Origin of the sequence: Pigmentiphaga sp. (assembly GCF_033795525.1) — a bacterium.
Taxonomy (GTDB): Bacteria; Pseudomonadota; Gammaproteobacteria; order Burkholderiales; family Burkholderiaceae_B; genus Pigmentiphaga.
The window spans coordinates 1-24,258 of sequence record NZ_JARYGM010000017.1 but is presented as its reverse complement, the minus strand read 5'-3'; the positions used below and the strand labels follow the sequence as shown (position 1 = coordinate 24,258).

24 protein-coding genes are annotated in these 24,258 nt (G+C 65.3%); 12 read left to right on the top strand and 12 right to left on the bottom strand.

Annotation, left to right across the window (positions count from 1 at the left end):
• The first annotated feature begins 8 nt into the window (after window positions 1-8).
• Window positions 9-1,196: a 3-hydroxybenzoate 6-monooxygenase gene (locus QHC78_RS20560; protein WP_319747937.1), complete on the top strand. Its 1,188-nt coding sequence runs from the start codon at window positions 9-11 to the stop codon at window positions 1,194-1,196.
• The gene (gene gtdA, locus QHC78_RS20555) at window positions 1,193-2,224 is read left to right on the top strand and encodes a gentisate 1,2-dioxygenase (RefSeq protein WP_319747935.1); all 1,032 of its coding nucleotides are present in this window, start codon (window positions 1,193-1,195) and stop codon (window positions 2,222-2,224) included. Before QHC78_RS20560 ends, gtdA begins: the two co-directional genes overlap by 4 nt.
• 53 nt (window positions 2,225-2,277) lie before the next feature.
• Here the strand turns inward: gtdA and QHC78_RS20550 are convergent, their stop codons facing one another.
• The gene (locus QHC78_RS20550; protein ID WP_319747933.1) at window positions 2,278-2,427 is read right to left on the bottom strand and encodes a hypothetical protein; all 150 of its coding nucleotides are present in this window, start codon (window positions 2,425-2,427) and stop codon (window positions 2,278-2,280) included.
• 125 nt (window positions 2,428-2,552) lie between these two features.
• Window positions 2,553-3,629, bottom strand: a complete 1,077-nt coding sequence (locus tag QHC78_RS20545; RefSeq protein ID WP_319747931.1) for a permease — start codon at window positions 3,627-3,629, stop codon at window positions 2,553-2,555.
• 147 nt (window positions 3,630-3,776) lie between these two features.
• Here QHC78_RS20545 and QHC78_RS20540 point away from each other — a divergent pair, with 147 nt between their 5' ends.
• The 3 genes from QHC78_RS20540 to QHC78_RS20530 all read left to right on the top strand — a co-directional run bounded on the left by QHC78_RS20540 (window position 3,777) and on the right by QHC78_RS20530 (window position 5,755).
• Window positions 3,777-4,067: a hypothetical protein gene (locus QHC78_RS20540; RefSeq protein ID WP_319747929.1), complete on the top strand. Its 291-nt coding sequence runs from the start codon at window positions 3,777-3,779 to the stop codon at window positions 4,065-4,067.
• 60 nt (window positions 4,068-4,127) lie between these two features.
• Entirely contained in the window at window positions 4,128-4,337 is a 210-nt protein-coding gene (locus QHC78_RS20535; RefSeq protein WP_319747928.1) for a hypothetical protein, read from the top strand.
• Between the two features lie 149 nt (window positions 4,338-4,486).
• Window positions 4,487-5,755, top strand: coding sequence for an MFS transporter (locus QHC78_RS20530; protein WP_319747926.1), 1,269 nt, complete (start codon window positions 4,487-4,489; stop codon window positions 5,753-5,755).
• Here the strand turns inward: QHC78_RS20530 and QHC78_RS20525 are convergent.
• Window positions 5,748-6,710, bottom strand: coding sequence for a Bug family tripartite tricarboxylate transporter substrate binding protein (locus tag QHC78_RS20525; protein ID WP_319747924.1), 963 nt, complete (start codon window positions 6,708-6,710; stop codon window positions 5,748-5,750). The two genes, QHC78_RS20530 and QHC78_RS20525, sit on opposite strands and share 8 nt — an antisense overlap.
• A gap of 40 nt (window positions 6,711-6,750) precedes the next feature.
• Window positions 6,751-7,779, bottom strand: a complete 1,029-nt coding sequence (locus QHC78_RS20520) for an LLM class flavin-dependent oxidoreductase (protein ID WP_319747922.1) — start codon at window positions 7,777-7,779, stop codon at window positions 6,751-6,753.
• Window positions 7,780-8,027: 248 nt separating this feature from the next.
• On the opposite strand from QHC78_RS20520, the gene QHC78_RS20515 reads away from it, so the two are divergent.
• On the top strand, window positions 8,028-8,837 hold the full coding sequence (locus QHC78_RS20515; RefSeq protein ID WP_319747920.1) for an IclR family transcriptional regulator: 810 nt from the start codon (window positions 8,028-8,030) through the stop codon (window positions 8,835-8,837).
• 25 nt (window positions 8,838-8,862) lie between these two features.
• On the opposite strand, the gene QHC78_RS20510 is transcribed toward QHC78_RS20515, so the two are convergent.
• From QHC78_RS20510 to kdpF, 7 genes are all read right to left on the bottom strand, one after another.
• The gene (locus QHC78_RS20510) at window positions 8,863-9,189 is read right to left on the bottom strand and encodes a DUF4148 domain-containing protein (RefSeq protein ID WP_319747918.1); all 327 of its coding nucleotides are present in this window, start codon (window positions 9,187-9,189) and stop codon (window positions 8,863-8,865) included.
• 141 nt (window positions 9,190-9,330) lie between these two features.
• On the bottom strand, window positions 9,331-10,023 hold the full coding sequence (gene kdpE, locus QHC78_RS20505) for a two-component system response regulator KdpE (protein WP_319747916.1): 693 nt from the start codon (window positions 10,021-10,023) through the stop codon (window positions 9,331-9,333).
• Window positions 9,996-12,782: a sensor histidine kinase KdpD gene (locus tag QHC78_RS20500; RefSeq protein WP_319747914.1), complete on the bottom strand. Its 2,787-nt coding sequence runs from the start codon at window positions 12,780-12,782 to the stop codon at window positions 9,996-9,998. The genes kdpE and QHC78_RS20500 overlap by 28 nt, the downstream gene beginning before the upstream one ends.
• A gap of 26 nt (window positions 12,783-12,808) precedes the next feature.
• Window positions 12,809-13,411 (bottom strand): potassium-transporting ATPase subunit KdpC, encoded by a 603-nt coding sequence (gene kdpC, locus QHC78_RS20495; RefSeq protein ID WP_319747912.1) that lies wholly within the window; start codon window positions 13,409-13,411, stop codon window positions 12,809-12,811.
• A gap of 24 nt (window positions 13,412-13,435) precedes the next feature.
• Entirely contained in the window at window positions 13,436-15,556 is a 2,121-nt protein-coding gene (gene kdpB / locus QHC78_RS20490; protein WP_319747910.1) for a potassium-transporting ATPase subunit KdpB, read from the bottom strand.
• A gap of 20 nt (window positions 15,557-15,576) precedes the next feature.
• Window positions 15,577-17,277, bottom strand: coding sequence for a potassium-transporting ATPase subunit KdpA (gene kdpA, locus QHC78_RS20485; protein ID WP_319747909.1), 1,701 nt, complete (start codon window positions 17,275-17,277; stop codon window positions 15,577-15,579).
• A complete protein-coding gene (gene kdpF, locus QHC78_RS20480) occupies window positions 17,277-17,366 on the bottom strand; it encodes a K(+)-transporting ATPase subunit F (protein ID WP_319747907.1) in 90 nt (29 codons plus the stop codon). The genes kdpA and kdpF overlap by 1 nt, the downstream gene beginning before the upstream one ends.
• A gap of 326 nt (window positions 17,367-17,692) precedes the next feature.
• Here kdpF and QHC78_RS20475 point away from each other — a divergent pair, with 326 nt between their 5' ends.
• The 4 genes from QHC78_RS20475 (at window position 17,693) to QHC78_RS20460 (ending at window position 21,535) form a co-directional block, all read left to right on the top strand.
• On the top strand, window positions 17,693-18,397 hold the full coding sequence (locus tag QHC78_RS20475; protein ID WP_319747905.1) for a riboflavin synthase subunit alpha: 705 nt from the start codon (window positions 17,693-17,695) through the stop codon (window positions 18,395-18,397).
• 141 nt (window positions 18,398-18,538) lie between these two features.
• Window positions 18,539-19,690 (top strand): acyl-CoA dehydrogenase family protein, encoded by a 1,152-nt coding sequence (locus tag QHC78_RS20470; protein WP_319747903.1) that lies wholly within the window; start codon window positions 18,539-18,541, stop codon window positions 19,688-19,690.
• Window positions 19,691-19,715: 25 nt separating this feature from the next.
• Entirely contained in the window at window positions 19,716-21,230 is a 1,515-nt protein-coding gene (locus QHC78_RS20465) for a 3-hydroxyacyl-CoA dehydrogenase (protein ID WP_319747902.1), read from the top strand.
• An 83-nt stretch (window positions 21,231-21,313) separates the two neighbouring features.
• A complete protein-coding gene (locus QHC78_RS20460) occupies window positions 21,314-21,535 on the top strand; it encodes a hypothetical protein (protein ID WP_319747900.1) in 222 nt (73 codons plus the stop codon).
• 67 nt (window positions 21,536-21,602) lie between these two features.
• Here the strand turns inward: QHC78_RS20460 and QHC78_RS20455 are convergent, their stop codons facing one another.
• Window positions 21,603-21,788, bottom strand: a complete 186-nt coding sequence (locus tag QHC78_RS20455; protein WP_319747898.1) for a hypothetical protein — start codon at window positions 21,786-21,788, stop codon at window positions 21,603-21,605.
• Window positions 21,789-22,001: 213 nt separating this feature from the next.
• On the opposite strand from QHC78_RS20455, the gene QHC78_RS20450 reads away from it, so the two are divergent.
• The gene (locus tag QHC78_RS20450; RefSeq protein WP_319747964.1) at window positions 22,002-22,904 is read left to right on the top strand and encodes an NUDIX hydrolase; all 903 of its coding nucleotides are present in this window, start codon (window positions 22,002-22,004) and stop codon (window positions 22,902-22,904) included.
• A 289-nt stretch (window positions 22,905-23,193) separates the two neighbouring features.
• Window positions 23,194-24,096: a carboxylating nicotinate-nucleotide diphosphorylase gene (gene nadC, locus QHC78_RS20445; protein ID WP_319747896.1), complete on the top strand. Its 903-nt coding sequence runs from the start codon at window positions 23,194-23,196 to the stop codon at window positions 24,094-24,096.
• The last annotated feature ends 162 nt before the right edge of the window (window positions 24,097-24,258 follow it).

Sequence of the window (24,258 nt, the reverse complement as noted above, 5' to 3'; positions counted from 1 at the left end):
GAGGGGAAATGAACGATAGGAGACAAGCTTTGCTAGTCGTGGGCGGCGGTATCGGCGGCATGGCCACGGCATTGGCGTTGTCGCGCCAGGGGCGGGAAGTGCATGTTTTCGAGCAAGCCCAGGAATTCAAGGAAATCGGTGCCGGTATCCAGCTCGGTCCCAATGCGTTTTATACGTTCGACGAACTGGGGGTGACCGAGGCGGTGAACCAGCTGGCGGCCTTTCCCGACGATATCGTTGCCATGGATGCACTGTCGGGCGAGCGCCTGGTGCAGTTGCCGGTGGGCGAGCTGTTTCCGCGCCGGTTCGGCCGGCGGTACGGCCTGATCCACCGCGCGGACCTGCACGGCGTGCTGCTCGATGCCTGCCGCCGGTCGGACCGGGTGCATTTGCACGCAGGCACCAAGGTCGCCGGGTTTGAAGACAAGGGAACATCGGTCACTGTCGCGACCGCCAGTGGCGATGTCTACGAAGGCGAGGGCTTGATCGGAGCCGACGGCCTGTGGTCGACCATCCGGGAGTCCATCGTGGGTGACGGAAAGCCCCGGGTGTCCGGCCATATCGCGTATCGGGCGGTATTGCCCACCGAAGACGTGCCCATCGAAAACCGCCTGAACGCCATGGTGGTGTGGATGGGGCCCAAGTATCACCTGGTGCACTATCCACTGCGCGGCGGCAAGCTCTTCAACCTGGTCGCGGTCTTCCACAGCGATCGCTACGAGGACGGCTGGGATACGTACGGCGATCCCGAGGAGCTGCACCTGCGGTTCCAGGGCGCGCATCCTCATGTGTTGAACATGCTTGCCAAGATCGAGTCGTGGCGCATGTGGGTCTTGTGCGACCGCGAGCCGGTCAGCAACTGGACCAAGGGGCGCACGACATTGCTGGGCGATGCGGCGCACCCCATGCTGCAGTACCTGGCGCAGGGCGCCTGCATGGCGATGGAGGACGCGGTCTGCCTGGCCAGGCGCGTGCAGGCGCTGCCCGGCAACCTGCCCCAGGCATTCGTGGACTATCAGCAGGCGCGTTATCTGCGCACTTCCAGGACCCAGCTGACGGCACGCCTCTATGGCCACGCCTATCACGCCGCCGACGCCACGCGTGACTTGCGCAATGCCTTCCTGAAGTCGCGCACGGCGGAGCAGACGGCCGAGAGCATGGCATGGATGTACGACCCCAAGGAAATCCCGCAATGAGCGACGAGGCAAAAACCCAGAGGCAAGCCTTCTACGAGCTGATCGACACCCGCAGCTGCACGCCGCTCTGGGAGGTGTTGCATGGGCTGGTACCCAAGACCCCGGCCACCCCTTGCGTGCCGCACCACTGGACCTGGGACACGATGTGGCCCTTCCTCCAGCGCGCGGGGCAGTTGATCAGCGCAGAAGAGGCGGAGCGGCGTGTCCTGGTGCTGGAGAACCCGGGACTGCGCGGCCAATCACGGATCACGCATAGCCTGTATGCGGGATTGCAGCTGATTCTTCCCGGCGAAGTGGCTCCGCCGCACCGTCACTCGCAGTCGGCGATGCGATTCATTTTGCAGGGGCAGGGCGCCTACACGGCCGTGGGCGGGAGGCGGATCACCATGACAGAAGGCGATTTCATCATCACGCCTTCCTGGTCCTTCCACGACCATGGCAATCCGTCGGACTCGCCCATGGTATGGCTGGACGGGCTGGACGTTCCCATTGTCGAACTGTTCGATGCGCAGTTCCGCGAAGATGGGGAGGGCCAGCCCACTACCGCCATTGGTGACGGTACGGAAAACCTGGCTGAGTTCGGCCTGTCCATGAAGCCGGTGGAATACAAGGCGCCGACGCGTACCTCGCCCTTGTGGTGGTTCCCCTATGATCGCAGCCGGGAGGCGCTCCAGAAGCTCGCCGGCACGCGCGAGCCGCATGCGTGCTGGGGACACAAGCTGCAATACGTCAATCCGGCGACCGGAGGCTGGCCCATGCCGACCATCGGTACCTTCCTGCAGCTGCTGCCGGCCGGGTTCCATGGGAAGCCGTATCGGTCGACCGATGCGACGGTCTACGCCGTTCGCGAGGGGACGGGTGTGTGCGAGGTGGGAGGGAAGGAGTTCGCTTTCGGCCCCAAGGACATATTCGTTTGCCCTTCGTGGGCGCCGTATTCGCTGCGAGCAGATAGCGAGGCCGTGCTGTTCAGCTTCTCCGACCGACCGGCGCAGCAAAGCCTGGATATTTGGCGAGAGCAACTGGGCTGAGGCGACGTGTCGAAGGCGGGCCGTGTTGCGGCGCGCCAGGAGGCTCTTCCCCGCTACTCCAAGCGTATGTGGGTACGCTTGACGAGCTGCGAGTAAAAGCTCAGGTCTTGGCGAAGCTGCTGCCCGAAGGCTTGCGCGCCGCGTGCGTCCACTTCGTAGTAGCGCGCATTGAGCTCGGCCTTGAACGCCGGATTCTCGGCCATGGCGGGGACGCGGGAATGGGCCGGATGTCCAGCACGATAGGAAGCCGGATCGGATTACGCAATGCAATGGAGCAAATACGCCGTATTGTCAAAGACAATCTCCCCGGCGTTTGCCCTCGTCGTTATCAGAATCCCAGTACGATCGCCAAGCCGCCTGCCAGCACGCCTATCGCCACGACACCCGCCGTCAGGATCGCCAGCTCTGAGGGCCGGAACGACTTGACCACCATGGCGAGCGAGGGCAGGCTGATGGGCGGCAGGGTCATGATCAGGGCGGCGGCGGGGCCGGCGGCCATGCCCAGCGACAGCATGGCCTGCACGATGGGCACTTCGCCGGCCGTGGGGATGACGAACAGCGCACCCGCAAGGGCCAGGCCCAGGATCCAGAGCAGGCTGTTGTCCACGCCGGCGCCCACTTCCGGGAACAGCCAGGCGCGGGCGGCGCCCAGCAGCAGCACCAGCACCAGGTACTCGGGCAGCAGGCGCACCGTCATCCGGGTCAGGGCGCGCATCCAGCGCTTGAACGCATGAGGCTCGTCCAGGTCGGCCATGCCCGCGGCCTGCAGGGCTTTCATCTGCGTGCTATCGATCGTCTGGATCCGGCCCCGGCTCAAGCGATTGATCAGCCAGCCCAGTCCGAACACCATCACGATTCCCAACGCCAGGCGCAGTCCCATCCAATGCCAGCCCAGCACGAAGCCCATGAAAATGAGCGTAGCCGGGTTGAGCACCGTGTTGCCCAGCCAGAACGCGACGGTGCTGCCCGGTGCGGCCTGGCACTTGCGGAGTCCAGCCACGACCGGCGCCGCGCAACAGGTGCACATCATGCCGGGCAAGGACAGCAGGCCGCCTGCGACCACGCTGCCCAGCCCGGTGCCGCCCAGCACCTTGAGAATCCAGCGGCGCGGCAGCAGGGCCTGTACCGCCGAACCCAGCAACAGCCCCAGGACCATCGCTTTCCAGATGGCCAGCCCGTAGGCCACGGCGTAATCGAGCGCAGCCTTGAACGATGGCGCCGGCGGGGTCGGCTGGGCGCCGGTCAGGATGGAGCTGCCGATGGAGTGGGTTTCGGCCGCCACGAAGGCGCGGTCGTAATAGGGCGACCACTTGACGTAGAACAGGCCGACGATCGCGATCAGCGCGAATACTGCGATTCCCCAGGCGGGGTGGGTGACATGCCTGGTAGGCGTATGGGAAGTCATGGAGTGCTGCGAAAGGAGGCCGCAATGGGCAGATGGGGCGGTATTTTAAGGCCTGGGCGGCAGCCGCCTTCCTCGTGGCGCAAACACCGCTGCGCCCGCCCCGCGTCAGTCATATACTGTATGGATATACAGTTATCGAACCGACGTATGTCCTACACCGTCATCCTTCACGACTACCCCGGGCTATCGGAGCTGGCCCGCATCACGGCCGAACAACGCTACCAGCAGGCACTCGAGCATGCGCTCGGCGGACCGGGCGGCGTGCTGCTTGCCTGGAAGGCCTGGCAGAAGGCCGAACACGCAGCCGGCAAGGATTTTCCGCTGGCCGAGTGGCATATCGCCCGCCGGTGGGTCCTGGCCGCGGACCGGGCGCGCGCCGCCGGGCTGGGCAATCTCCAGGACTGTCCCGATGCGGCGTTCGAGCTTCGTCCCCTGTAGGGGCCTGACAGCCAGGCGGCACGCCGTTTGCTGGCACTCGGATTTCTATAGGAGGCCGCCATGCCCGCTGACATCAACGAAGTGCAGGAGGCCATGCGTGTGTGGGAACAAGCGCATGCCGAGATGCAGATCTATTTCGCCGAGCAGGATATCCTGAAGCCCGCGTGTTGGGAGCGCTGGACCGCCCTGGTCGAAGCCGAGACGCTGGCACGCAATCAAGCCCTTACAGCCTTGAACGACTACCACGATACGCAGGCAGGAGGCCTGTAGCGCGGCCGGTCTAGGTGTTCTTGCTGCGTTCCAGCCTCTGAACCGCCAGGCCGGGTCCGGCTGTCGGGATCGGGTATCCTTTCACGCGCGGGGTTGCCGCGCGCGCGCACCCGCTGAACGACAAGGGGTTCGATAAAAGGGGACAAGCCGTGCGTCGCATAGGCAACTGGTATTTCGGCTGGACGATCGTGGCGGCGTCCACGGTGCTGACGCTTTTGACGGTCGGTATGCGCATGGGCATCGGCCCGTTCTTCCTTCCCATCATCGAGGACCTCGGCTTCAGCCGCAGCGAGCTGGCCGGCATCGTGGCCATCGGAATGCTGTGCTACGGCTTGGCGATGCCCTTGGCGGGCCATCTGGTAGGTACGCGCGGGACGCGTTTCGTGTTGCTTACCGGCATGGTCGTGGTGGTGGCGTCATCCATCGCAACGGTGCTCGCGCACGATCCGGTGATGTTCTTCCTGGCCTTCGGTGTCGGGCTGTCGTTGGGGCTCGGGCTGACCAGTCCGGTGGCGCTCACGCCTATACTCAGCCGCTGGTTTACGCGTCAGCGCGGAATGGCGCTGTTCTTTCTTTCTACCGGCTCGATGGCGGGTATCGCGCTGATGACGCCGGTGTTCACGTCGTTCATCGAGTGGCTGGGGTGGCGCGCAACGCTGTTGGTGTTCGCCGCGGCTTTCGCGTTGTTCACGATTCCGGCTGCCTTGTTTATTTTCCGGGACAACGCGCCGCCGGAAAGCGACTTGCGCCCCGAGGACGTGGCCGCGCGGGCGGCGCTGGCGGCCCAGCGCAACCAATCGGCTTCGCTCGCGCGGGTAAGCGACGCGTTGCGGACAGCGCCGTTCTGGCAAGTCGCGCTGGGCCTGTTCGCGTGCGGCTTCAGCATGAACCTGCTCGGTTCGCACGGCGTTCCGATGCTGATGGACCATGGCTTCGATGCGATGACCAGTTCGCTTGGCATCGGCCTGATTGGCGCGGTGGCGGTGTTCAGCACGCTGGTGCTGGGAAGGCTGGCCGACGTGCTGCCCCGGCGCGATATCCTGGCCACGATCTACCTGGTACGGGGCCTGGGGTTCTTCGCGCTGGTCATGGTCGGTGCCCACTGGGAGCTCTATGCCGCTGCCGCATTGGGCGGCATCGTATGGGCCGGCAGCATCGCCCTCTCGTCGGCCATCCTGGCGGACGTCTACGGCGTGCGGCGGGTGGGCGTCCTGTACGGCTTGACCTATCTCGGCCACCAGGTGGGCGGCATGATCAGCTCGTGGCTGGGGGGATGGGGCTACGAGACTTTCGGGACGCACTGGGTGTCGTTCGGCGCCGCAGGCACGCTGCTGGTGATCGCCGCAGCCGTGTCGCTGCGGCTGCCGCGGCGTGCCGTCCTGGCGGCGCCGCAGGCCACCAGCGCCGGTTTCAGTTGACCGAAACCTTGAACTCCTTGATGAGTTTCTGCCACTCCACCGCCTCGCGCTTCATGGACTGGCCGAAGGCTTCCGAGCTTTCGAACGTGGGCTCGAGCCCTTGATCGCGTAGCCATTTGGTGACTTCCGGTTCGCGCAGGATGGCCTGGATATCGGTGCGTATCTTGTCGATGACGGGTTGGGGCGTGCCTGCCGGCGCCAGGACGCCGAACCAGCCGCCCGCCCGCAGGCGAGGCAGTCCCAGTTCGATGAAGGTGGGGACGTCGGGCAGGACCCGCGAGCGCTGGGGCGCCATCACGGCAAGGGCGCGTACGCGGCCGTCGCGGATGTGCGGCAGGGCCGTACCCACCGAGTTGAAGCTGGCCTCGACGTGGCCGCCCATCATGTCGGTGAGCGAAAGCGCTTCGCCCTTGTAGGGCACCGGCAGCACGTTGACGCCGGTGCCCTGGCCCAGGATGAGGCTATAGAAGTGGAAGCTGGAGCCGTTTCCGAAATTGCCGATTTCCAGCGGGCGGCCGCGTTTCTTGACCCCTTCCACCAACTGGCCCAGGGTCTTGTACGGGGAATCGGAACGTACGACCAGGGCTGCTTCGGTATCCACGAGCTGGGCGACCGGCGCGAAGTCGGTAATCGGGTCGTAGGGCGTTTCCGGATAGAGCAGCTTCACCATGCCGTGGGATACGAAGGTCGACAGCAGGGTATAGCCGTCCGGCGCTGCCCGGGCCACGATTTCCGCGCCGATGCGGGTCGTGCCGCCTGGCCGGTTTTCGACCACTACCGGCTGGTTCCATTTTTTATTCAGATGCTCGGCCAGCAGGCGAGTGATGCGGTCGGGACTGCTGCCGGGCGGGCCGGGCAGTACGACGCGTACCGGCTTCTGCGGCCAGGATTGCGCCTGGACGGCGGGGCCGCCCGCGATGGCGAGTGCTGCCAGCAAGTGGAGCAGGGACTTCATGTGTGTCTCCTCGGGATGTTGTCGTTATGTCGGTGTGGTTTCACGCCGCCGTGGGGGCGGGTTCGGACAGGGCCGGCAATACCTGTTCTCCGAACAGGCGCGCCGAATGCAGCGCTTCGCTGCGAGTCAGGTCGCCGAAGGCCAGGCGGCAGACGAAATAATTGACACCGGTTTCCGCGGCAGTCGACGCAATCCATGCCCGTACCGTGGACGGCGATCCCGCGATCCCCAGGCCGGCGCGCTGCGCATCGTCGAAATTGTCCGGGAACGAGAGCGTCTGCGGCCGCGTTCCATGCTTGACCCAAAGGTGCATCAGGTGGGCGTACCAACGCCGGTACGCCCGGCGCGCCGCCTCCAGCGCCTCGGCATCGCTGTCGGCGACTACGACGTGGCGGCTCACGCCCATGAAAGGAAGGGCATCTGGCGTTCGGCCCAGTTCGGCCCAGTGGGCACGATACTGGTCGGTAATCGCGCGCACCTGGGCCGCCGTGCCGTTGCAGACGATGTTGATGCCTTGCGAGGCGGCCCATTGGGCCGCGGCGGGCGTACCGGCCCCGTACCAGATAGGCGGCGTGGGTTGCTGCACGCATTGCAGTTCGACCGGCACGTCGCGCAGATCGAAGTGCTTGCCCTGGAAGTTGACCGTCGGCTGGGTCAACCCCTGCATGATGATCTGGTAGGACTCGTGGTAGATGCCTTGCGACTGGGCGGCGTCGACGCCGTAGTAGCCCAGCTCGTAGGGGGACACCCCCCGGCCGAAGCCGACCTCCAGGCGCCCGCGGCTCATTTGGTCCAGCATGCAGATTTCCTCGAGTACGCGCAGTGGGTGGTGCACGCTCAAGGTATAGACCAGCGGGCCGAAACGCAGGCGCCGTGTGCGCTGGGCCACCGCCGACAGGTACACGCTCGGGGAGGGCGCGATGCCCAGCGGCGTGGAGTGGTGTTCGGCCACGTGGTAGGCATGGAATCCGGCGCGGTCGTAGGCTTCGGTCAATGCCAGCCTATCCTCGTACTGCTGCGAGAGCGAGACCGTACCGCGGTCCATGTGATCGAAGACAGCAAACTTCATGGGTTTCCCTCGAGTAGGTGGGTGATCCGGCAGGTGAAAGGCAGGTTGTGCAACGAGCGCGTGGCAGCGCGGGCAGCAGGGTTACTATGCCGGCAGTCTCCCGAAATTCATTATTGTTGAATTTTTTGATATTGTTTAATTGATAGTAGGGAAGGCGGGAATCGCGTGTCAATAGCCGGAGCCGGCAACGCGCGCGGCATCCCGTGCGGCGGACTTTTGCTTTACGTTCTTCGAGGACTTTTCGCTTCATGACTCCAGGCAAGGCGGGCGTTGCATCGGCGGGCCCCGGCCCGCGCGGCATCCAGTCCATCGAAACGGGCTACCGCATTCTCGTGGCCATCCAGATGGGGCCCGGCGCGGTCGCCTTGAAGGACGTGGCGTCCCGTGCCGGCATTGCGCCCAGCGCGGCGCACAACTATCTGACGAGTTTCGTGCGCACCGGCATGGTCAAGAGCGAGGGCCGGGGAATGTACCGGCTCGGTCCCAGCCTGGCGGCGCTCGGCATGACGGCGGCACGCGACGTCGATCACTTTGAATTGGTGCGCACGGCGGCCTCACAGCTCAGCGAGGAAACCGGGCTGGGGGTCGCCGTGGTCATCTGGAGCAATGGCCCGGTCATTCTTTTCAATCAATCGGCGGTACGCGGCCGCGTATTCGACCTGCGCAACGGGCCCGTGGAAATGCTGCATACGGCCGCGGGCCATGTCTTTGCGGCCTATCTTCCCGACGCGATGGCCTTGCCGGTGCTTGCGCGCGAGCTGAAGGCCGATGGCGTTTTCCGCAACCTGCGCGAGGCCCAGGGGCGCCTGGAAAAGATCCGTGCCGATGTTCTCGCGCGCGGCTACGCCCTGGTGGAGCTCAGGGCCTTGCCGACTTATCTTGCCGTCAGCGTGCCGGTATGGAACACGCACGGGGAAGTGGCCTACGGCCTGACGATTACTTCGCCCGCGTCGTTGCTCGATACGCGCGCCAGGAGTCCGCAAATACGGGCGCTGCGTGCCAAGGGGCACGAGTTGTCCCGCCTGCTGGGAGCGCCCGCGGAGCGATGGGCGCCGTAGCGGCGACCCATTTACTCCTGCCCGCTTACAGATTGGCCGGATATTCGCCGGGACCGCCGGCGCGGTGCGCTGCTTCGAACCGCTTGAGTTCCTCGACGACCTGGGCGCGATCCATGGGGCGTTCCGCCTGCGACCTTGCCTGGTCCGGGAAGCCTTCGTGCCCGTACTCGATGCCGCCGTTGGCCTTGGCTTGCGCCAGTTCCGCCAGCACCTGCGCACGCGTCAATTCGTGGGTGGTGGAAATCGGGGGCGGTGGAAAGTCGTTGGCGGCTTGGCTGCTGCCTTGCCCGGCGTAAGCGGACGCGCTTATCAGGCTGGCGGCGATGAGGGCGGTGGTGGTCAGGGCTTTCATGTGCATATCTCCAAAGTTGGTTGGGGTGGCAGCTGGATCGGAACGATCAACCGCCGTGCTTTGGAGATGGATGCGCCGGCGTTGCTTTAAATAGAGCCGGATCGGAAATGACCTTTCAAATTTTCCCAACAATCGGCCGCTTCAAGCCGCGAAGCGGTAGCCTACGCCGACTTCGGTCAGCAGATAGACGGGCTGAGCGGGATCGGCTTCCAGCTTCTGCCGCAGGTGGCCCATATAGATGCGCAGATAGTGATTGTTGCCGACGTAGGCCGGACCCCAGATTTCGCGCAGCAATTCGCGGTGCGTCATGACCTTGCCGCGGTGCGCGGCCAGCAGGGCGAGCAGGCGGTATTCGCGGTTGGTCAGGTGTACCGGCACGCCGTTGCGCAGCACGGTGCGGGTGGAGAAATCGACCGTAATGTCGCCGAACCGGATTTCCGGAGGCTGCCCGGCGCCGCCACGGCCATGGCGGCGCAGCAGGACGCGTGCTCGCGCCAGCAGTTCGCCGACACCGAAGGGTTTGCTCAGGTAGTCGTCAGCGCCGGCATCCAGGGCGCCGATCTTGTCGGCTTCGGCATCCCGGGCGGACAGTACCAGCACCGGGACTTCGGTCCATCCGCGCAGCTCGCGGATCAAGGTCATGCCATCGGCATCCGGCAGGCCCAGGTCGAGGATGACGAGGTCCGGGTGGCGCGTTCCGGCTTCGACCAGTCCGCGCGCGACGGTTTGCGCTTCCGCGATCGTGGCGCCTTCGGCTTCCAGCGCGGTGCGTACGAAGCGGCGGATGGCCGGATCGTCCTCGATGATCAGGATGTTGGGTCGATACTCGAACATGGATGATCCGGTTCGGTTTGCAATGCAGGCGGGGTACCCAAAGGCAGGGTAAAGGCAAAGCGGGCGCCGTGCCCGTCCGGTGGGGTCTCCAGCCGGATATCGCCGCGGTGGGCACGAATGATCGCCTGGCATACGGCCAGTCCCAGGCCCACGCCGGCAGTCGAGGATTCGCGTTCGCCCCGCGTGAATTTGTCGAAGATGCGAGTCGCGGCCTCGGGCGGCACGCCGGGCCCGTCGTCGGTGACCATGGTGACCAGGTCGTGGCCGCGTACGCCGGCCGAGATCTGGATAGTGCTCGTTTCCGGCGTGTACTTGATCGCGTTCTCGAGCAGATTGCACAGCACGCGTTCGATCAGGACCCCGTCGCACTCGACCAGCGGCAAGTCGGACAGGCGCTCTACTATGACCCGCCGGCGGCCGAACGCCTCGCGCAGCGAGGCCAGCGCCGATCCCACCAGTTCTTCGATGGATTGCCATTCCCGATGCAACGGCGTTTCACCGCTTTGCAGCCTTGCCATGTCGAGGATGTTGCCGACCATCGCGTGCATGCGGCGCGCCTGCACCGTGAGTCCGTGCAACTGCTCGCGCACGGCCGCCGGCAGCTCGGGGCGGTGGCGGGCGAGTGTCTCCGCCGTGCCCACGAGGCTGGTGAGCGGGGTCCGCAGGTCATGGGAAACTGCGGCCAGCAGCGAGTTGCGCAGTTTTTCCGCTTCGACGTTGAGCAGCGCATGCTGGGCAACTTCGACGTAGTGGAGGCGTTCCAGCGCGATGCCGATCAAGGTTCCGTAGGCGGCCATCTGCCTGCGGCTTTCGGGATCGCTCAACTCCGGTCTGCCTGCGCAGGCGATGGCCAGGACGCCCCGCGTCCGCATGGAGGCGCGCAGGGGAAGATAGTAGAAGGGGCTGGTCGATACGGTAGCCGTGCCCGCGCCCGCAGCCTGCTCGTGATCGTAGGCCCACTGGGCCAGGGCCGGCTCCAGGCCTGGTACCGGGTTGCCCTGCGTGACCGGAAACAGGCGGTCCTCGGCATCTAGCACATACAGCACGCAGGAGGTATCGAATGCCGCCCGCACGTAGGCGGCGGTGGCCTCGACGATCTGTTCCGGCTGCAGGGCGGAGGACAACTCGCGCGCGAATTCGTACAGCCCGCGCGCCTCGCCTTCACGCCGGACCGAGGTCTCGGCCTGCAGGCGCAGGCCGGCGGTCAATTGCCCGATGACCAGGCCCACCGCCAGCAGGACCAGGAAGGTCAGCACATATTGAATGTCGGACACGGCGAAGGACCACCGCGGCTGCACGAACAGGAAGTCGAACAGGCCGACGCTGACGAGCGAGGCCAGGGCGGCCGGACCGCGCCCGTGGCGCAACGCCACGCCTATGACCGCCAGCAGGAACAGCATGACGATGTTGGTCTGGTGCAGCAAAGGGAAGGCCAGCGACGAGACGCCGGCGGCGACACCGCAATAGACCAGTGCCCAGGCGTAATCCTTGAACCGGCGGCTGGAGGCCGGCTCCTGGCCCGTGCGTCCGGCAAGAGCCGCAGCCATGGGCGAGGGGAGGGGCGGCGCGGCGACGCGAATGACGTCGATTTCAGGGCAACCGGCGGCGAGCAGGTCGGCAAAGCTGTGCCGATGCCAGATCCATCCCGGCGCGAGCAGGCGCGAAAGCAGGCTGGACAGCGAGAGCCGCAGGCCGCGCAGCCCGCCGGGCATGGTGCGGCCAATCACGACTTTCGTAATGTTGTGGCGCCGCACATATCGCACCACGGCTTCCACCATGTCGGTGCCGGCTACGATTTCGGTCCGGGCGCCCAGTGTTTCCGCGTGGGCCAGCACGCGGCGCAAGTGGTCCTGCCGCGCCGCCGACGTGGGGTGGACCCGTAGGGTTTCGATGGTCACCACGTGCAGTTCGCAATCCAATTGCTGCGCGAGGCGGTGCGCATTGCGGACCACGTGGCCCGCATCGTCCGCAGCGACACAGGCCAATACGGCTTCGCGCGTGCGCCAGATATCCGTGATGGCGCGGTCCAGGCGATACGCCTGCACGTCGTCGTCCACGTGTTCGGCCGTGCGGCGCAGCGCCAGCTCGCGCAGCGCGATGAGGTTGCCTTTGCGAAAGAAATTGCCCGCGGCCTGCTGGGCTTGATCGGGAAGGTAGACCTTGCCTTGCTTGAGCCGGCGCAGCAATTCGTCGGCAGAGGTATCCACCAGGATGACTTCGTCCGCGGCGTCGAAGACATCATCGGGAACGGTTTCCCGGATCCGCACGCCGGTAATGCCGCCGACCGCCTCGTTCAGGCTGTCCAGGTGCTGCACGTTCAGCGTGGTCCATACTTCGATGCCGGCGGCCAGCAGTTCCTGGACATCCTGCCAGCGCTTGGCGTGCCGGGACCCGGGCGCGTTCGAATGTGCCAATTCGTCGACCAGTACCAGGGCGGGACGCCGGGCGAGGGCCCCGTCCAGGTCGAATTCCTTGAGCGTGCGGTCGCGGTAAGGAACCTGGGCCGGCGGCAGGGCGGGGATTCCATCGAGCAAGGCTTGCGTTTCCTTGCGTCCATGTGTCTCGATGATGCCCGCGACGACGTCGGCGCCTTGGCGCAGCTGCTGCCTGGCCGCTTCCAGCATGGCGTAGGTCTTGCCCACGCCGGCCGAGGCGCCGAAATAGATGCGCAGCCGGCCCCGCGCGGGCGGCCGGGCCGCGGCGTCGAGCTGCTGGAGCAGCGTATCGGGATCCGGGCGAGCGGGGACAGCGGATGCCATGTATCGCATGCAATCGTCCGGGCCGGTCAGCGCGTCGCCAGGCGGTCCAGGGCGAGATTCAGGTTAAGTACGTTTACCACGGGTTCGCCCAATATACCGATGAAAGGCCGCTCCGTATGGGCATCGATGAGTTTTTCCATTTCGGCCAGCGGCACTCCGCGTGCCCGTGCCACTCTTGCCGCCTGGTAGCGAGCGCCGGCGACGCTGATATGCGGATCCAGCCCGCTGCCTGAGGCGGCGACCAGTTCAACGGGAATGGGAGCCCGGTTGCCGGGGTCGGCCTGCCGCAGCGCTTCGGCACGCTCGCGGGCGAGGCGTGTCAGTTCGGGATGGCTGGGGCCAAGATTGGAGCCGCCGGAGGCCAGCCCGTTGTAGGGCCGCTCCGCCGTGGCGGAAGGACGGCCCCAGAAATAGCCGGGCGAGGAAAACGCCTGGCCGATCAAGGCCGAGCCCACGACGGCGCCTTGTTTGTCGACCAGCGAGCCTCGCGCCTGGTCCGGAAAAAGGATGTGCGCGATGCCCGTCGTGGCGAGCGGGTAGGCCAGGCCGGTAACGAGGGTCAGCGTGGCGAAGACTGCAAGAGCGGGCCGCAGCAGGCGCGGCTTGGCAGCAACGGAAGTGGGGTGCATGAGATTCTCCTGTCGGCGGGGCGGTCAGGCAAGGCCCGCTGCGCCCAGCACCATGTCGATAAGTTTGATGCCTGCGAAAGGCGCCAGCAGGCCGCCCAGCCCGTAGACGAACAGGTTGCGGCGCAATAGCGTGGCGGCCCCCAGCGGGCGGTAGCGCACGCCGCGCAGCGCCAGCGGAATCAGCAGGATGATGATGAGGGCATTGAAGATGACCGCGGACAAAATGGCGGAGGTCGGCGATTCCAGGCGCATGATGTTGAGCGATGCGAGCTGCGGATAGACGCCGGCAAAGGCGGCCGGAATGATGGCGAAGTACTTGGCCAGGTCGTTGGCGACGCTGAAGGTGGTCAACGCCCCGCGCGTCATCAGCATTTGCTTGCCGGTTTCGACCACTTCGATCAGTTTGGTGGGGTCCGAGTCCAGGTCGACCATGTTGGCCGCTTCCTTGGCTGCCTGGGTGCCGCCGTTCATCGCCATCGCCACATCCGCCTGGGCCAGCGCCGGAGCATCGTTGGTGCCGTCTCCGGTCATGGCGATCAGGCGGCCCTCGGCCTGGTAACGGCGGATCAGGGCCAGCTTGGCTTCGGGCGTGGCCTGGGCAAGAAAATCGTCCACGCCGGCTTCCGCCGCGATGGCGGCTGCGGTCAGGGGGTTGTCGCCCGTGACCATGACCGTCTTGATACCCATTTGCCGAAGTTGGGCGAATCGGTCGCGCATGCCGGGCTTGACGATGTCTTTCAGTTCCACGACGCCCAATGCGCCGCTGTCGTCGCAGACCACCAGCGGTGTGCTGCCACGCCGGCCCGAGTCCTCGGCCTGCCGCGCGACCGGGCCAGGCATGACCATTCCTTGCGCCGCGAGCCAGGCTTCCATGGCATCGACCGCGCCTTTGCGGATTCGCCGGTCAGCCAGGTCCAGGCCGCTCATGCGGGTATGCGCCGAAAAGGGGACGAAAACGGCGTCTTGTGCCACCTCCGGCGCATGTTCCAGGTGCTTGACAGCCAGCGCGACGATGCTGCGGCCCTCGGGCGTTTCGTCCGCGGCGGAAGCCATGCAGGCGGCCCGGGCCAGTGTCTCGAGCGATACGCCGGGCGCCGGATGAAAGGCGCTGGCCTGGCGGTTGCCGTAGGTGATCGTGCCGGTCTTGTCCAGCAACAGCACGTCCACGTCGCCGGCGGCCTCGATCGCGCGCCCGGAAGTCGCGATCACGTTGGCGCGCATCATCCGGCTCATGCCCGCCACGCCTATGGCGGAAAGCAGGCCGCCGATAGTCGTGGGAATCAGGCAGATCAGCAGGGCGATCAGGGCGGTTATCGCGATGACGGTGCCGCGTCCCGCCGAGGAAATGGCGAAGAACGAGAACGGCAGCAGCGTGGCGACAACGAGCAGGAAGATGAGCGTCAGGCCTGCCAGCAGGATGTTGAGCGCGATCTCATTGGGGGTTTTCTGGCGGCGGGCGCTTTCCACCATGGCGATCATGCGATCGAGGAAACTCTGGCCGGGATCGGCCCCTATGCGTGCGATGATCCAGTCCGAAAGCAGCCGCGTGCCTCCTGTCACCGACGAGCGGTCGCCTCCGGCCTCGCGGATGACCGGGGCCGACTCGCCGGTAATGGCGCTTTCATCCACCGAAGCAATGCCGGCAATCACTTCGCCGTCGCCGGGAATGATGCCCCCGGCTTCGACCAGCACGACATCGCCTTTACGCAGGCTGCCCGAGGCCCGCTCTACCAGATAGGGACGATAGTCCTCGGGGGTGGCCGGGGTCCCGGCCGGCACGTCCTGCGCCACCCGGGCCATGATGGTCGTGCGCAGTCCGCGCAGTGCCGCCGCCTGTTGGCGGCCCCGGCCTTCGGCCAGGGCTTCCGCGAAGTTGGCGAACAGCACCGTAAACCACAGCCAGGCCGCGATGGCGAGCATGAACCCCGAGCCCGCATCGGCATAGCCGAACAGGCCGGCTATCCACAAGCCCGTGGTCAATATGCTGCCCGCATAGACCGTGAACATCACGGGGTTGCGTATCTGCGCCGAGGGATGCAGCTTGAACAGGGTTTCCTTGAGCGCCGCGTGCAACGAGAGACCCGCGAAAGGGCGGCGTACCGGCACTGCGGTGCCCGGGAGGGAAGGTTCCAGAGAGTGAGACATAGCGATTTCCGTCCAGGCTTTCAAGGTTGCAAATGTTCGGCGACAGGGCCGAGGGCCAGCGCGGGGATGTAGGTCAGCGCACCGAGCGCCAGCACCGTGCCCACCAGCAGGACGACGAACAGCGGACCCGCAGTGGGAAGCGTGCCGGGCCCAGGCGGAATCCTGCGCTTGGTCACCAGCGACCCGGCCAGCGCCAGCACCGGCACGATGACCGCGAAGCGGCCGCACCACATCGCCAGCGCCAGCAATAGGTTGTAGAAGGGCGTGTTGGCTGCCAGCCCGGCGAAGGCACTGCCATTGTTGTTGGCGGCCGAGGACAAGGCATAAAGGACTTCCGAGAATCCGTGCATGCCGGGATTGAAAATACCCGCCCGGCCAGGCGCTACCGATACCGCGATAGCGGTGCCCAGCAAGACCAGCAGCGGGGTGGCGAGCAGGACGATGGCGACCATCTTCATCTCGCGGCTTTCGATCTTCTTGCCCAGGAACTCCGGCGTGCGTCCTATCATGAGCCCGGCAATGAACACGCCGGTGATGGCGAATACCAGCATGCCGTACAGGCCGGACCCGACGCCGCCGAACACCACTTCGCCGAGTTGCATCAGCAGCAAGGGCGAGAAACCGCCCATGGCGGTCAGCGAGTCGTGCATCGCGTTGACCGCGCCACACGACGCCGCCGTGGTGACGACCGCGAACAGTACGCTGGCGGCGATGCCGAATCGCGTTTCTTTCCCTTCCATGTTGCCGGCGACCAGTGGAGACGCATCACCCGCGGCCTGTGCCAGCATGGGGTTGGGCTGGCTTTCGAAGTAGCCTGTGGCGACCGCGAAGATCACGAACAATACAGCCATGGCGGCCAGGATCGCGACGCCTTGGCCACGGTTGCCCACCAGCTCGCCGAAAGTCATGCACAAGGCTGCCGGTATCAGCAGGATCGCCAGCATTTCCAGGAAATTACTGAGGGCCGTCGGGTTTTCGAAGGGATGGGCCGAGTTGGCGTTGAAAAAGCCGCCGCCGTTCGTGCCCAGCAGCTTGATGGCTTCCTGCGAGGCTACCGGTCCCATCGGGAGGGTCTGCGCCTGTCCCTCCAGCGTATGAACCGTCAGGTAGGGATCCAGATTCTGGATGACGCCCTGGCTCACCAGCACCACGGCGAGCAGCAGCGACAAAGGCAGCAAGACGTACAGCGTCGACCGGACCAGGTCGGCCCAGAAATTGCCGACGCTGCTGCCGCCATGCCGGGCCAGGGCACGCATCAGCGCGAACAGCACGGCGATGCCGGTGGCCGCCGACACGAAATTCTGCACGCCCAGGCCCAGCATCTGGGTCAGGTAGCTCATGGTCGTTTCGCCGGCGTAACCTTGCCAGTTGGTATTGGTGACGAAGCTGACCGCGGTATTGATGGCCGAGTCGGGGGCAACCGCAGCCAGGCCGGCGGGGTTGAAGGGCAGCCACGGCTGCACCCGCTGCAGTGCGTAGACCGCCACGACCCCGAGCAGGTTGAAGGCGGCCACTGCGAGCGCATAGGCCTTCCAGTCCGTTTCGGCACGGGCATCGATGCCCGCGAGCCGGTAGATGATCCGTTCCAGCGGCCGTCCCCATGCGGTCCAGCGTGACGGGGCGTCGTCCATGACGATGCGGATGTAGCGGCCCAGGAACGGGGCGGTGGCAAGTAATACCGCTAGGTAGAGTGCCAGGAGAAGAAGCGGCTTCGTGTCCATCAGAATTTCTCCGCCTGGAATAGCGCGAACAGCAGATAGACGAACAAGGCCGCGGCGCAGACGGCGGCGAGCATATGCAGCCAGGTCATGATGCATCTCCTTGTATGAGCGCCGCGCAGAACTGAATCAGCATGACGGTCGCGCGCGCCATGGCGACCAGGCCGAGTAAATAAATAAGATCCATGCCTTTCCCGCTGGGGCGGGCTCCTTGTTGGGGCGCGGATCGGTTGATGGTCCGCCTGCCCGAGGCTAGGCAGAGTACGGACGGCGACGTAAAAACGGGGTATAGCTTGCGGCCGGGGATGTAAAAATGGCGTAAAAATCGCAGGAAGGCGACGGCGCGTTAAGCTGTCGCCCATGACGACTAATGCGAGGACTCGGCCAGCAGGGAGTCCTCGAGCAGAAAAGGAATATCGTGTTTACCGGAATCATCCAGGGCACCGCCAGGATTGCCGCCATTGACGACCGCGAGGGGCTGCGGACGTTTACGCTCGAATTTCCGCCTGGTTTCGGCCAGGATCTCGCCATCGGCGCCAGCGTCTCGGTGGACGGCGTGTGTTTGACCGTGACGGAAATCGCCTCGCCCACGGTCGCCCGGTTCGACGTCATTCTGCAGAGCCTGAAGGTGACGACGCTGTCGGAATACCGGCCCGGCTCGCGGGTCAATGTGGAGCGGGCAGCCAAGGACGGGGCTGAAATCGGCGGCCACCCGTTGTCCGGCCACGTGGATTTTTCCACCAGCATCGACAGCATCCGTTCGTCGGACACCAACCGCGTCCTGCGGATCGCCATTCCGCCGGAATACCGCAAGTACATCTTCGCCAAGGGCTACATCGCCATCAACGGGGCCAGCCTGACGGTGTCCGAGGTGGATCGCGCCGAAGGGTGGTTCGAAGTCTGGTTGATTCCAGAAACGCGCCGCATGACCACGTTCGAGGAAAAGCAGGTGGGCGATCGCCTCAACATCGAGATCGAGCGCAGCACCCAGGTGGTCGTCGATACCGTCCGCGAAACGGTGCAGGAAAGCCTGGGCAAGTTGCAGCCGTTGCTGGAGGCGATCTTGAAAGAACGCGGCCAGACGTTGGAAGATTTCTTCCCGGCGCCCAAGACCCTGAAATAAGACCTGCAGCAGCCGGTCCCGCACGGCTGGCGCGGGCGGGCTTTGCGGCTTTCCGCGCGCACGGCCGAACAGCTCGCTCGACTATTTCGAACTTCTATCCGCCGGCCTGCGCGTCGAGCCGGCTGCACCAAGGGGACTCTCATGCCGCTGGATGCCGATACCTTGACATTGCTGGTCGATGCCACGCGCAAGTTCGTCACGGAACGCCTGGTTCCCCTCGAAGCCGAAGTCGCCGAAACGGGCGTCATTCCGGATGCCGTGCGCGAGGAAATGCAGGCCCTGGGCTTGTTCGGCCTGTCTATTTCCCCCGAATACGGCGGCCTGGGCCTGAACATGGAGGAAGAGGTGCTGATCGCCATGGAACTGGGACGCACCTCGCCGGCTTTCCGTTCCCTGGCGGGCACCAATATCGGCATCGGATCCCAGGCCATTGTGCTGGCGGGCACCGACGAACAACGCGCCAGGTATCTCCCGCGGCTGGCCAGCGGCGAGCTGATCGGCTCGTTCGCGCTGACCGAACCGGAAGCGGGGTCCGATGCCCTGTCGCTGCGCACGTCGGCCCGCCGCGACGGCGACGGCTACGTGCTCAATGGCACCAAGCGCTTCATCACGAATGCGCCCATCGCCGGCCTCTACACGGTCATGGCCCGGACCGGCGAAGGCCACCGCGCCGGCGCGATTTCGTGTTTCCTCGTCGAGGCCGGTACTCCAGGTATCTCGCTCGGCAAGCCTGACCGGAAAATGGGGCAGGCGGGCGCGCTTACCTGCGACGTCGTGTTCGATGATTGCCGTATTCCGGCCAGTGCGTTGCTGGGGGGAGAAGAAGGCAACGGGTTCCGTACCGCAATGCGCGTCCTGGACAAGGGACGCCTCCATATTTCCGCGGTTTGCGTCGGCATGGCCGAACGCCTCATTGCCGAATCCGTCCGCTATGCTACGGAACGCAAACAGTTCGGACAACGGATCGCCGACTTCCAGCTGATCCAGGCCATGATTGCCGATAGCCAGACCGAGGCTTATGCGGCCAAGGCCATGGTGCTGGATGCGGCACGCAAGCGCGATCGCGGCGAACCGACGACCCTGGAGGCGTCGTGCTGCAAGCTGTTCGCGACCGAGATGGTGGGGCGGGTGGCCGATCGCGCGGTACAGATTCATGGCGGATCGGGCTACATCTCCGAGTATCCCGTCGAACGCTTTTATCGTGACGTCCGGCTGTTCAGGCTGTACGAAGGCACTTCGCAGATCCAGCAACTCGTCATTGCGCGCGAGACTATCAAGGCGCATTCGGCCTGAAGGCCGCGAAGGGAGACTGATATCCATGAAGCAGATCGATAGCGTAGGAATCGTCGGGGCGGGCGCCATGGGGCGCGGCATCGCCCAGATCGCCGCCCAGGCCGGGCTGCGTGTGTACTTGTACGATACGGCCCAGGCGGCGCTGGCGTCGGCACGCGAGGCCTTGCAGCAAACCTGGGACAAGCTGGTGCAAAGGGGCAAGATGGAGGCCGCGCAGGCCCAAGCGGCGCTGGGCGCGCTGACGCTGTGCGACGACCTCGCGCAAATGCGCGATTGCGGCCTGGTGATAGAAGCCATTATTGAACGGCTTGATATCAAGCAGGACCTTTTCCGGAAATTGGAAGGCATCGTCGGTCCCGACTGCATCCTGGCCTCCAATACATCGTCCCTTTCCATTACCGCTATTGCGTCGGCCTGCCAACGGCCGTCGCGCGTGGCCGGCTACCATTTCTTCAACCCCGTGCCATTGATGAAAGTGGTCGAGGTGATCGACGGCCTGCGCAGCGATCCCGCGGTGGGGGACGCGCTGTCGGAGCTCGCCCGGCGCATGGGGCATACGCCCGTCCGTGCCAAGGACATGCCGGGTTTCATCGTCAATCACGCCGGCCGCGGACTGAATACCGAAGGACTGCGGCTGCTGCAGGAGGGCGTGGCGAGTTGCGCTCAAATCGATGCCGTCATGACCGAGCAGGCCGGTTTCCGTATGGGACCGTTCGAATTGATGGATCTGACCGGACTGGATGTCTCGCACCCTGTCATGGAGTCCATCTACCGCCAGTTCTTCGACGAACCGCGCTTCCGGCCATCGCCGTTGACCACCGTCCGGCTGGCCGGCGGTTTGCTCGGCCGTAAGACGGGTCAGGGCTTCTATACCTATCTGGACGGCAAGAAGCAGATCGAGCCGGAGCCGCCGGCGCCTACCGTCGCAAGCCTGCCCCCGGTATGGGTGTCCGCGGTGCGGCCCCAGGCCCGCACTGCCATTGTGGAACTCCTTTTGGGCATGGAAGCCCGCATACAGGACGGGGCCGTACCGTCTGACGAGGCGCTGATCGTCGTGGCGCCGTGCGGGGAAGATGCGACGACGGCCGCCTGCGACGAAGGCCTGGACGCCCGGCGGACCGTCGCGGTCGATACGCTGCACGGACTGCCCATCGGCCGTAGGCGTACCCTGATGGCGACCCCGCTGACCGAAGCGCGCTGGCGGGACGCGGCGGTGGCTCTGTTCTCATCGGACGGCGCGCCGGTCACGCTGATCGAGGATTCGCCCGGCTTCGTGGCCCAGCGCATCGTGGCGACTATCGTCAACATTGCGTGCGAGATCGCGCAGCAACGCATCGCGACACCGGAAGATATCGATCGGGCCGTTACGCTGGGGCTCGGCTATCCCCAGGGACCGCTGGCCATGGGCGATGCGCTGGGCCCGGCCCGCATCGTCGAGATCCTGCGCAATATCGTCCGCGTAACGGGCGATATGCGGTACCGGCCCAGCCTCTGGCTGCAACGGCGCGCGCAACTCGGAATGTCGCTGCTCGACCGCTAGTAGAAGGACGCCGGGCCGGTATCGTCCCGCCACGCCCGTCCGGCCAGATCTTCTACAATGCGGCGCTGTTTGACGGAGGATGTATGGGACTTTTCATGGACCCGCGGCGGCAGCCTGACGATACGCGCCGCAGCTACAACCGCCGGCGCGCACCGTGGCTGGTATTGTTGGCGCTAGGCTGCAGCGTCTACGTGCTGTCCAGGGGCTACCCCAGCTATAGCGGCTGGTTGGCGATGATGGTCACTTGGCTCGCAGCCATCATGTCGATCGCCGCGGCGGACTGGAGCGACTTGCGCAGGAAATGAGCCACTAAGCCCGGCGGTTGGCACCGGGGCCTCAGAGGGGATGACGCCCGATGCTCCCCCGTCCGGCCTAGCGGCGCTTGGCCGTGTCCCGGCGGCTGGTGGCGGAGGCCTGCCCGCTTTTGCCGCTCTGGCCTTCGGTCCTGCGCGAGGCTTCCCGGCCCGGCAGCGGCAGGTTCCGCTGGCTGGCGGGCGGCAACATGACCTGGTCGGTCGGGCCTCCGTGAGCCGGGCGCGGTTTTTGGGCGGTTGTCATCCTTCTCTCCAAGGTAGGTATGCATTAGGTGGAAGGGATGAGGGTGGCAAGTTTTGTTCCTGCTTCGTGGGACGCACCATTCTTCGTGCGCTTTGGCAAGAAGGGGCATCTGCTCTACGTCGCGCTTGTATCATTGGCGTTCCTGCTCATCCGGACTGTGTTTTTTCATCGTTGCTTTCCAAGCCCTTGACTGCCGCTGTCCAACACCCCTTGATGGCTGATCTGGTGGCGGTCCTCGTGGCCGCGTCGGACGCCGAACCGCTGGTCTTGACCACGCACGATGGGCGCATGCTGCCGTCCGGCCCATTTGAGTCGGGACATCGCTCGCTGCAGGCAGGCCTGCGCGCCTGGGTAGAAGAGCAGACCCATCATCCCCTTGGCTACGTCGAACAGCTCTACACCTTCGCCGATCGCGACCGGACCGAGCAAAATATCGGGCAACGCGTCATATCCATCAGCTATTTGGCATTGACGCGGCAGGGCCAGGTATCGGGCGCGCATGCGGCATGGCACGGCTGGTACCGGTATTTCCCCTGGGAGGACAGGCGCGCCCCGCAGGGGGAGCTGGACCGGCTTATCGAGGCTTCGCTGGGCGAATGGGTCCAGGGCGCCGCCGACAGGGCGCAGAAACGGTCCCGGCAGCAACGTGTGGCGGTCTGCTTCGGCCTGGATGGCCGTCCATGGAATGAAGAGCTGGTCCTGCAGCGCTATGAATTGTTGTTCGAGGCAGGGCTGGTGCATGAGGCGATGCGCCGGACCGGCAAGAGCGCGCTGCCTCAGCTCGGGCAGCCCATGCGGCACGATCACCGGCGTATCCTCGCAACCGGCATTGCGCGTCTGCGTGCCAAGATCAAATACCGCCCGGTCGTTTTCGAATTGATGCCGCCTACGTTTACCTTGTGGCAACTGCAGCAGGTGGTCGAGGCTTTGGCGGGCCGTTCATTGCACAAGCAGAATTTCCGCCGTTTCATCGAACAACAGCAACTGGTGGAAGAAACGGGGGCCTTGTCCAGCGAGACGCCGGGCCGTCCGGCCAAGCTGTTCCGCTTCCGCGGCGATGTGCTGCTCGAGCGGGCCCTGAGCGGCAGCAAACTGCCGCTGGCGCGAGGCAATTAAGCGTCATCGCTTCGTCGCCGGCTCCGGTGGCCCAGGTGTTCGGCGGCCGCCAAGCAGGGGGCGGCCTTCGCAAGAGTATGCCTGGCAGGCGGCTCACTCATGAATATGCTGTTGGTGCGATGAATATGCTGTTGGTGCGGGTCGGCGGCTGGGTTGCGGCCGCGCTTTCAGACCTTGTTGAGCGGCGACCTTCGTTAAAGACGGCGTGAGAGCGCTTGACAAGCATTATGCTCATATTTAGCATAAATACGGGCCTAGCCCGTCATTTTTTGAATGGAAAATACTCAAAATGAGCATAAATAGTCCAGGCCTGCATGACCGCGACGCCGCCGAAGAGTGGGATGTCGCGCCGCTGCCCCAGGTCATGATCGAGCCCCTGGTCCGGACGGCGTTGCTGGAGGATCTGGGCCGAGCTGGGGACCTGACCACCAACGCCATCGTCCCGGCCGGACATAGGAGTCGGACTGCCCTGGTGGCGCGGCAGCCCGGCGTGGTCGCGGGAATGGATCTGGCCCGGCTCGCTTTCCACCTCGTCGATCCCGCAATCCGGATCGATGTGCGCAAGCCCGATGGCAGCCGGATCCAGCCCGGGGACATGATCGCGATGGTGGAGGGAAACTCCCGCGCCATGTTGACGGCCGAACGCACGGCGCTCAATTTCCTGTGCCACATGAGCGGCATCGCTTCTTCGACGGCCGCGGTGGTCCAGGCAATCGGCGACGCCCGGGCCAGGGTGGTCTGCACCCGCAAGACCATGCCGGGCCTGAGGGTCGTCCAGAAATATGCAGTCCGTGTCGGCGGCGGCTCGAATCACCGGTTCGGCCTGGATGATGCCGTGCTGATCAAGGACAACCATGTGGCGATCGCAGGCGGCGTGGCCGAGGCGGTACGGCGGGCGAGGGCCGGGGCGGGACACCTGGTCAAGATCGAGCTGGAAGTCGACACCCTCGAGCAATTGGGCGAAGCGCTGGAGTTGAAGGTGGACGCCATCCTTCTCGACAACATGAGCGTTGAAACGATGGCCGAAGCCGTGCGCCGGGTGGCAGGCAGGGCGGTGACCGAGGCTTCGGGCCGCATCACACCCCAGACTGCCCCGGGCGTGGCACGCACGGGTGTGGACCTGATCTCGATCGGGTGGTTGACGCATAGCGTGGGCGTGTTGGACATCGGCCTGGATCACGCTCCGGCATGAGCATGGGCCCGCGGCAGCGGCGCAGCGGGCCGGTCCGCGGCACAACGGTAGCTGGCCAGCTCGGCCGCGAAAGATTTTTCCGGAAGCCGATTTGCATAGGGATTTTGATACGTGCTATAGTCACTGTCTCGACGCAAACAACGCAGCGCCAGGCGCAGCGGG

Excerpts from the sequence above, each read along its gene's own strand:
- QHC78_RS20560 (WP_319747937.1), top strand. The coding sequence starts at position 9 with ATGAACGATAGGAGACAAGCTTTGCTAGTCGTGGGCGGCGGTATCGGC.
- gtdA (WP_319747935.1), top strand. The coding sequence starts at position 1,193 with ATGAGCGACGAGGCAAAAACCCAGAGGCAAGCCTTCTACGAGCTGATC.
- QHC78_RS20550 (WP_319747933.1), bottom strand. The coding sequence starts at position 2,427 with ATGGCCGAGAATCCGGCGTTCAAGGCCGAGCTCAATGCGCGCTACTAC.
- QHC78_RS20545 (WP_319747931.1), bottom strand. The coding sequence starts at position 3,629 with ATGACTTCCCATACGCCTACCAGGCATGTCACCCACCCCGCCTGGGGA.
- QHC78_RS20540 (WP_319747929.1), top strand. The coding sequence starts at position 3,777 with ATGTCCTACACCGTCATCCTTCACGACTACCCCGGGCTATCGGAGCTG.
- QHC78_RS20535 (WP_319747928.1), top strand. The coding sequence starts at position 4,128 with ATGCCCGCTGACATCAACGAAGTGCAGGAGGCCATGCGTGTGTGGGAA.
- QHC78_RS20525 (WP_319747924.1), bottom strand. The coding sequence starts at position 6,710 with ATGAAGTCCCTGCTCCACTTGCTGGCAGCACTCGCCATCGCGGGCGGC.
- QHC78_RS20520 (WP_319747922.1), bottom strand. The coding sequence starts at position 7,779 with ATGAAGTTTGCTGTCTTCGATCACATGGACCGCGGTACGGTCTCGCTC.
- QHC78_RS20515 (WP_319747920.1), top strand. The coding sequence starts at position 8,028 with ATGACTCCAGGCAAGGCGGGCGTTGCATCGGCGGGCCCCGGCCCGCGC.
- QHC78_RS20510 (WP_319747918.1), bottom strand. The coding sequence starts at position 9,189 with ATGAAAGCCCTGACCACCACCGCCCTCATCGCCGCCAGCCTGATAAGC.
- kdpE (WP_319747916.1), bottom strand. The coding sequence starts at position 10,023 with ATGTTCGAGTATCGACCCAACATCCTGATCATCGAGGACGATCCGGCC.
- QHC78_RS20500 (WP_319747914.1), bottom strand. The coding sequence starts at position 12,782 with ATGGCATCCGCTGTCCCCGCTCGCCCGGATCCCGATACGCTGCTCCAG.
- kdpC (WP_319747912.1), bottom strand. The coding sequence starts at position 13,411 with ATGCACCCCACTTCCGTTGCTGCCAAGCCGCGCCTGCTGCGGCCCGCT.
- kdpB (WP_319747910.1), bottom strand. The coding sequence starts at position 15,556 with ATGTCTCACTCTCTGGAACCTTCCCTCCCGGGCACCGCAGTGCCGGTA.
- kdpA (WP_319747909.1), bottom strand. The coding sequence starts at position 17,277 with ATGGACACGAAGCCGCTTCTTCTCCTGGCACTCTACCTAGCGGTATTA.
- kdpF (WP_319747907.1), bottom strand. The coding sequence starts at position 17,366 with ATGACCTGGCTGCATATGCTCGCCGCCGTCTGCGCCGCGGCCTTGTTC.
- QHC78_RS20470 (WP_319747903.1), top strand. The coding sequence starts at position 18,539 with ATGCCGCTGGATGCCGATACCTTGACATTGCTGGTCGATGCCACGCGC.
- QHC78_RS20465 (WP_319747902.1), top strand. The coding sequence starts at position 19,716 with ATGAAGCAGATCGATAGCGTAGGAATCGTCGGGGCGGGCGCCATGGGG.
- QHC78_RS20460 (WP_319747900.1), top strand. The coding sequence starts at position 21,314 with ATGGGACTTTTCATGGACCCGCGGCGGCAGCCTGACGATACGCGCCGC.
- QHC78_RS20455 (WP_319747898.1), bottom strand. The coding sequence starts at position 21,788 with ATGACAACCGCCCAAAAACCGCGCCCGGCTCACGGAGGCCCGACCGAC.
- QHC78_RS20450 (WP_319747964.1), top strand. The coding sequence starts at position 22,002 with ATGGCTGATCTGGTGGCGGTCCTCGTGGCCGCGTCGGACGCCGAACCG.
- nadC (WP_319747896.1), top strand. The coding sequence starts at position 23,194 with ATGAGCATAAATAGTCCAGGCCTGCATGACCGCGACGCCGCCGAAGAG.